The organism is Acidimicrobiales bacterium (assembly GCA_036270875.1).
Taxonomy (GTDB): domain Bacteria; phylum Actinomycetota; class Acidimicrobiia; order Acidimicrobiales; family AC-9; genus AC-9.
In genome coordinates this window covers 1-6,068 of sequence record DATBBR010000058.1, presented here as the reverse complement: position 1 = coordinate 6,068, position 6,068 = coordinate 1, and the positions used below count along the sequence as shown (strand labels likewise).

Below are 6,068 nucleotides of genomic sequence, written 5' to 3'. Positions count from 1 at the left end.
CGGCTCGGTCGAGGGCAATGACGACTACGCGGCGATGGAGGAGGTGCTCACCCGTCGGTTCACCGCGCTGCTGGCCGAGCGGGAGGCGCCATTGGGGGAGCGGGCCAGGCGACGGCGCTTCGCCTATCCACCCCAGCTGCTGCTCCTCGACGGCGGCAAGGGCCAGCTCAACGTCGGCATCAGGGTCCTCGAGCGACTGGGTCTCGACGACGAGATCCCGGTGGCGGCCCTGGCGAAGCAGTTCGAGGAGATCTTCGTGCCCGGCCAGGCCGACCCCGTCCGCATTCCCCGCCAATCCGAGGCGCTCTATCTCCTCCAGCGCGTTCGCGACGAGGCCCACCGCTTCGCGGTGTCGTACCACCGCAAGCTTCGGGGCCGGCGGATGACGAGGAGCGTGCTCGACGACATCCCCGGGCTGGGGCCGACGCGCAAGCGCCGCCTCGTGCGAGAGCTGGGCGGCGTCCGGGCGGTCCAGACGGCGCCACTCGAGACCCTGCTGGCCCTGCCCTGGCTCCCCGACAACGTGGCCCGGGCCGTGCACGAGAAGCTGCATCTACCTGGCGGACCCGCCCGTGGGCGCGACGCCTCCGTCGCGGCCCGGTGAGCACGAGCGACAGCGACCTGTGGGCGCAGAGCGCCCGCTGGTGGCAGGCCACCTTCACCGGCGGAGCCGATGCCGAGTACGTCGAGCAGATCCTGCCGCTCGTCTCGCAGCATCTGCCACCGTCCGGGCCGGTCCTCGACGTGGGCACGGGAGAGGGACAGGTGGCCAGGCTGGCTGCGGGGCCTCGGGCGGTGGTGGGCGTGGACCCCACCTGGCCCCAGCTCGAGGAGGCCAGACGGCGGGGCGGCGGTCCTCTGTACGCCCGGGCCACGGCGGCCGGACTGCCCTTCGCCGCCGGCAGCTTCGAAGCCGCCGTCGCCTGCCTGGTCCTCGAGCACCTCGATGAGCTGGCGGAGACCGTGGCCGAGGTGGGGCGGGTCCTGCGGCCAGGCGGACGCCTCCTCCTGCTCATGAACCACCCGCTGCTCCAGGCGCCGGGCAGCGGCTGGATCGACGATCACATCCTGGGTGAGCAGTACTGGCGCATCGGGCCCTATCTCATCGAGGACAGATCCGTCGAAGAGGTGGACAAGGGGGTGTTCGTGCCCTTCGTGCACCGGCCTCTGTCCCGCTACGTGAACCTGCTGGTCGACAACGGGATGCTCGTGACCCGCATGGAGGAGCCGGCCCCGCCGGCGGGGTTCCTGGCTCGGGCGGAAGAGTATGCCGGCGCCGCGACCATTCCCCGGCTGCTGTTCCTGCTCGCCAAGAAGCTCCCACATGGACCCGACGATGTGACAATGGGGGAGCCTCTATGAGCGACTACCTCATTATCACCGGGCTCTCCGGCGCCGGCCGGTCGACGGCGGCAGCCACCTTCGAGGACCTCGGGTGGTTCGTCATCGACAACATGCCGCCCGCCCTCATCACCAAGGTCGCCGAGCTGGTCAACGTGCCGGGATCGGAGACCGAGAAGGTGGCGCTCGTCGTGGGCCGCGGGGGAAGCGAGTACCTCGACGACGTCGAGCCCGCTCTCGAGGCGCTCCGCTCGACCGGGAACCGAGTCCGGTTGCTGTTCCTGGACGCGTCCGACGACGTCCTCGTGCGCCGCTTCGAAGGGACCAGACGGCGCCACCCGCTGGCGGCTGAGGGGATGATCGGGTCGATCACGCAGGAGCGCCGGATGCTCGACCCGATCCTCGGCCAGGCCGACGTGGTCGTGGACACCAGCGACCTCAACATCCACCAGCTCCGAGGTCGACTCATCGACCTGTTCGAGCGGGACGACCACGCCACCGGTCTCCAGGTCACGGTCGTCTCGTTCGGGTTCAAGCACGGCGTCCCGCTCGACGTCGACCTGGTCTTCGACTGCCGGTTCCTACCCAACCCGCACTGGATCGATGAGCTGCGGCCGCTGACCGGGCTCGACCCTCCCGTGCGCCGCTACGTCATGAGCCAATGCGACACCCCGGCCTTCCTCGACAAGCTGGACGACCTCTTCGGCCTCCTGCTTCCCGCCTACGTGAAGGAAGGAAAGTCCTACCTGACCGTTGCCGTCGGCTGCACCGGCGGCCAGCACCGATCGGTCGTCCTCGCCGAGGAGCTGGCCGAGCGGATCCAGGCCCGGGGCTTCGAGCCCACGCTCCACCATCGGGACGTGCATCGGTGAGCGCCCGACCGCGTGTGGTGGCCCTCGGCGGCGGCCACGGGCTGGCGGCCACCCTGCGCGCCACGCGTCACTACGGCGACGACGTCACGGCGATCGTCTCGGTGGCGGACGACGGGGGCTCGAGCGGCCGCCTCCGCGAGATCTTCGGGGTGCCGGCGCCGGGAGATCTGCGCAAGTGCCTGGTCGCCCTCAGCGCCCCATCGGTGTGGTCGAAGGCCTTCGAGCACCGCTTCGACGCCGGAGAGCTGGAGGGCCACGCTCTCGGCAACCTCCTGATCGCCGGCCTGGCCGCCTCCACCGGCGACTTCCTGTTCGCCGTGGAGGAAGCCGGACGGCTGGTCGAGGCGGGCGGAACCGTCCTACCGGCTACGACCGTGCCCGTCGTGCTCAAGGCGGACGCGGCCGGCGGGGCCGTGCAGGGCCAGGTGGCGGTGGGCCAGGCAGGACGCATCGCCCGGGTCTCGCTCGTGCCTGTCGATGCAGAGCCTCCCGCGGCGGCCCTGGGGGCCGTGGCCCGGGCGGACCAGATTGTCCTCGGCCCGGGCTCCCTCTACACCAGCGTGTTGGCGGCGCTCGCCGTCCCGGCTCTGCGGGATGCGGTGGCCGAGGCGAGGGGCCGGAAGGTCTACGTCTGCAACCTCCGACCCCAGGTCCCCGAGACCGAGGGCTACGACGTGGCGGCCCACCTGGCCGCCTTGGAGGCCCACGGTGTCGAGGTCGACGTCGTGCTGTGCGACACGACGGGCGTACCGCTCGGGGCGCCGGGTCGGCCCTGGGTCGATACACCCCTGGCCCGGCCCAACGGGCTCGCCCACGACCCGGAGAAACTGGCAGGGGCCCTTGTCGATCTGGTCGGATAGGGGTCGGGTAACGAGGAGGAGACATGTCCGTACGGGTTGGCATCAACGGTTTCGGTCGGATCGGCCGCAACTTCCTGCGGGCGTCGCGCGCATCCAACGCCGACGTGCGCGTGGTCGCCGTCAACGATCTGATCCCGCCCGAGACGAACGCCTATCTACTCGCCTACGACTCCACCCTGGGCCGACTGGAGGGGGTGCGAGCCGCTGACGGTGCCATCAGGATCGGCTCCGACGAGGTCAAGGTGTTCGCCGAGCGCGACCCCAAGGCGCTCCCGTGGTCGGAGCTGGGTGTCGAGGTGGTGATCGAGAGCACGGGCATCTTCACCGACGGCAACAAGGCCGCGGCCCACATCGATGGAGGGGCGCGGCGGGTGATCATCTCGGCGCCGGCGACCAACGTCGACGCCACCTTCGTGATGGGCGTGAACGACCAGACCTTCGATCCCGCCCAGCACAACGTGGTCTCCAACGCGTCCTGCACGACCAACTGCTTCGTGCCGATGGTGAAGGTCCTCGACGACGCCTTCGGCGTCCGCAGCGGCCTGATGACGACCGTTCACGCGTACACCAACGACCAGAACCTGCTCGACCTGGCCCACAAGGACCTACGCCGGGCCCGGGCGGCCGCTGTCAACATCATCCCGGCGTCGACCGGCGCGGCCCGGGCGACGGGGCTCGTCCTGCAGGCCATGCAGGGTCGCCTGGACGGGACGTCGCTGCGTGTACCGGTGCAGGACGGCTCGATCACCGACTTCACCGCCATCATCGAGGCCGAGGCCAGCGTCGAGCAGATCAACGCGGCCTACCGCGAGGCCGCGTCGTCGGGGCCGCTGGCGAAAGTGCTGGAGTACACCGAGGATCCGATCGTCTCCTCGGACATAATCGGATCCCCGGCGTCGTGCACCTTCGACTCTGGTCTCACCATGGCGACCGGCGCGGGGAACGGCTCCACGCTGGTCAAGGCGCTCGGCTGGTACGACAACGAGTGGGGCTACGCCAACCGGTTGGTCGATCTGGCCGTCGTCGTCGGAGGGTCCGGTCGCTGACTCTTTGGTCCTCCCGCTGCCACAGCTGGAGGACCTCCCCGATCCGGCCGGCAGACGGGTGCTGCTCCGAGCCGACCTCAACGTTCCTCTGCGGTCGTCATCGAGCGGCGTGACCGAGGTTGAGGACGACTTTCGACTGCGAGCCGCATTGCCGACGATCGAGTGGCTCATGGCCCGGGGGGCCAAGGTCACGGTGTGCAGTCACCTCGGGCGGCCGCACGGCAAGCCCGACCCCCGCTTCGCCATGGAGCCGGTGCGCCAGCGGCTGGCGCAGCTGGCACCGGGCGTCGAGCTCATGGAGAACCTGCGTTTCGACCCGGGCGAGGAGGCCAACGATCCCGCCTTCGTGGACCGCCTGGTCGACGGTCAGGATCTCTACGTGGACGACGCCTTTGGCGCGGCCCACCGGGCCCACGCCTCCATCGTCGGCCCTCCGGCCCGCCTACCCAGCGCCGCCGGACGCCTGCTGGAGCGGGAGGTCGAGGCGCTGGGCGGCCTCCTCGGTCATCCCGCCCGGCCCTTCGTGGCCGTGCTCGGCGGCGCCAAGGTGAGCGACAAGCTGGCCCTCCTCCGCTCCCTGCTGGAGCGGGCGGACATCCTGCTGGTGGGCGGGGGGATGTGCTTCACCTTCCTCGCCGCCCTGGGCCACGACATCGGCGACTCGCTGGTCGAGCCCGATCAGGAAGACGCCTGCCGCCAGCTGCTGGACTCCGGACGACGGGTGGACGTCCCGACCGACGTGGTGGCCCTGGCCCCGGGCGGCACCATCGGTGCTGGCGACGGGGGGAGCGGCAAGGTCCGCACCCTCGGTCGGACCATCCCGTCGGGATGGAAGGGCGCGGACATCGGTCCGGGGACGGCGGCAGAGTTCGCCGACGAGATCCGCCCGGCAGGCACGGTGTTGTGGAACGGTCCGATGGGCGTCGTCGAGGACCACCGCTTCGCCGCCGGCACCCGCGCCGTGGCCGAGGCCGTCGCCGAGTGCCGGGGTTACACCGTCGTCGGCGGCGGCGACAGCGCCAGTGCCCTCGCCCACCTCGGCCTCGCCGACGAGGTGGACCATCTGTCGACCGGCGGAGGTGCGACCCTGGAGCTGCTCGAGTGCGGTGATCTGCCAGGGCTGGCAGCCCTGCGGGCCGCCTCCAACGCGCCGGGGAAGAGATCATGACCAAGCGACGACCCCTCGTGAGCGGCAACTGGAAGATGAACCTCAACCACTTCGAGGCCATCCAGGCCGTGCAGAAGCTCGCCTACCGCCTGACGGCGGAGGACCACGCCACTCGGGACGTCTCTGTGCACCCACCCTTTACCGATCTTCGATCGGTCCAGACCGTGCTGGAGTCCGACGACATACCCATCGCCCTCGGGGCCCAGAACTGCCACTGGGCCGAGTCGGGCGCCTACACCGGCGAGGTCAGTCCGGTCATGCTGGCCAAGCTCAACGTGGCCTACGTGATCGTGGGGCATTCGGAGCGGCGGCAGCTCTTCGGGGAGACCGATGCGATCGTGGCGGCCAAGCTGCGCGCCGTGTTGGCCCATGGGATGACGCCCATCCTCTGCGTGGGCGAGACACTGGTCCAGCGGGAGGCGGCAGAAGCCGAGAGCACCGTGACGTCCCAGCTGGCGGCCGCCTTCTCCGCTTCGTTCGAGGATGAGCCCGACGCGGCTCCGGTACCGGCGGGGCGGCCACTCGCTGCCCACCAGGTGGGCCAGCTGGTGATCGCCTACGAGCCGATCTGGGCCATCGGCACCGGCCAGCACGCCACGCCCGAGGACGCCCAAGGCATGTGCCGAACCATTCGGGAGAGCGTCGCCGAGCACGCGGGCAAGGAGGTCGCCGCCGCCCTCCGGGTCCAGTATGGGGGCTCGGTGACGGCAACCAACGCGCCCGACCTGTTGACCCAGGACGACATCGACGGTGCCCTCGTCGGCGGGGCCAGCCTGGATCC

General features: G+C 70.6%; 7 protein-coding genes. All 7 read left to right on the top strand.

What is annotated here, in order from left to right; all coding sequences use genetic code 11:
• On the top strand, positions 1–604 hold a 604-nt coding region (locus VH112_06840), incomplete at its 5' end, for an excinuclease ABC subunit C (protein HEX4539947.1).
• Entirely contained in the window at positions 601–1,362 is a 762-nt protein-coding gene (locus VH112_06835) for a class I SAM-dependent methyltransferase (GenBank protein HEX4539946.1), read from the top strand. The genes VH112_06840 and VH112_06835, both read left to right, overlap by 4 nt.
• Positions 1,359–2,213 (top strand): RNase adapter RapZ, encoded by an 855-nt coding sequence (rapZ, locus tag VH112_06830; GenBank protein HEX4539945.1) that lies wholly within the window; start codon positions 1,359–1,361, stop codon positions 2,211–2,213. Before VH112_06835 ends, rapZ begins: the two co-directional genes overlap by 4 nt.
• Complete coding sequence (yvcK, locus tag VH112_06825) at positions 2,210–3,073, top strand: uridine diphosphate-N-acetylglucosamine-binding protein YvcK (protein HEX4539944.1); 864 nt, start codon at positions 2,210–2,212, stop codon at positions 3,071–3,073. The genes rapZ and yvcK overlap by 4 nt, the downstream gene beginning before the upstream one ends.
• Positions 3,074–3,096: 23 nt before the next feature.
• Positions 3,097–4,119 (top strand): type I glyceraldehyde-3-phosphate dehydrogenase, encoded by a 1,023-nt coding sequence (gap, locus tag VH112_06820; protein HEX4539943.1) that lies wholly within the window; start codon positions 3,097–3,099, stop codon positions 4,117–4,119.
• A gap of 4 nt (positions 4,120–4,123) precedes the next feature.
• Positions 4,124–5,287, top strand: a complete 1,164-nt coding sequence (locus tag VH112_06815; protein HEX4539942.1) for a phosphoglycerate kinase — start codon at positions 4,124–4,126, stop codon at positions 5,285–5,287.
• The coding region (gene tpiA, locus VH112_06810) for a triose-phosphate isomerase (protein ID HEX4539941.1) at positions 5,284–6,068 on the top strand (785 nt) is incomplete at its 3' end. The genes VH112_06815 and tpiA, both read left to right, overlap by 4 nt.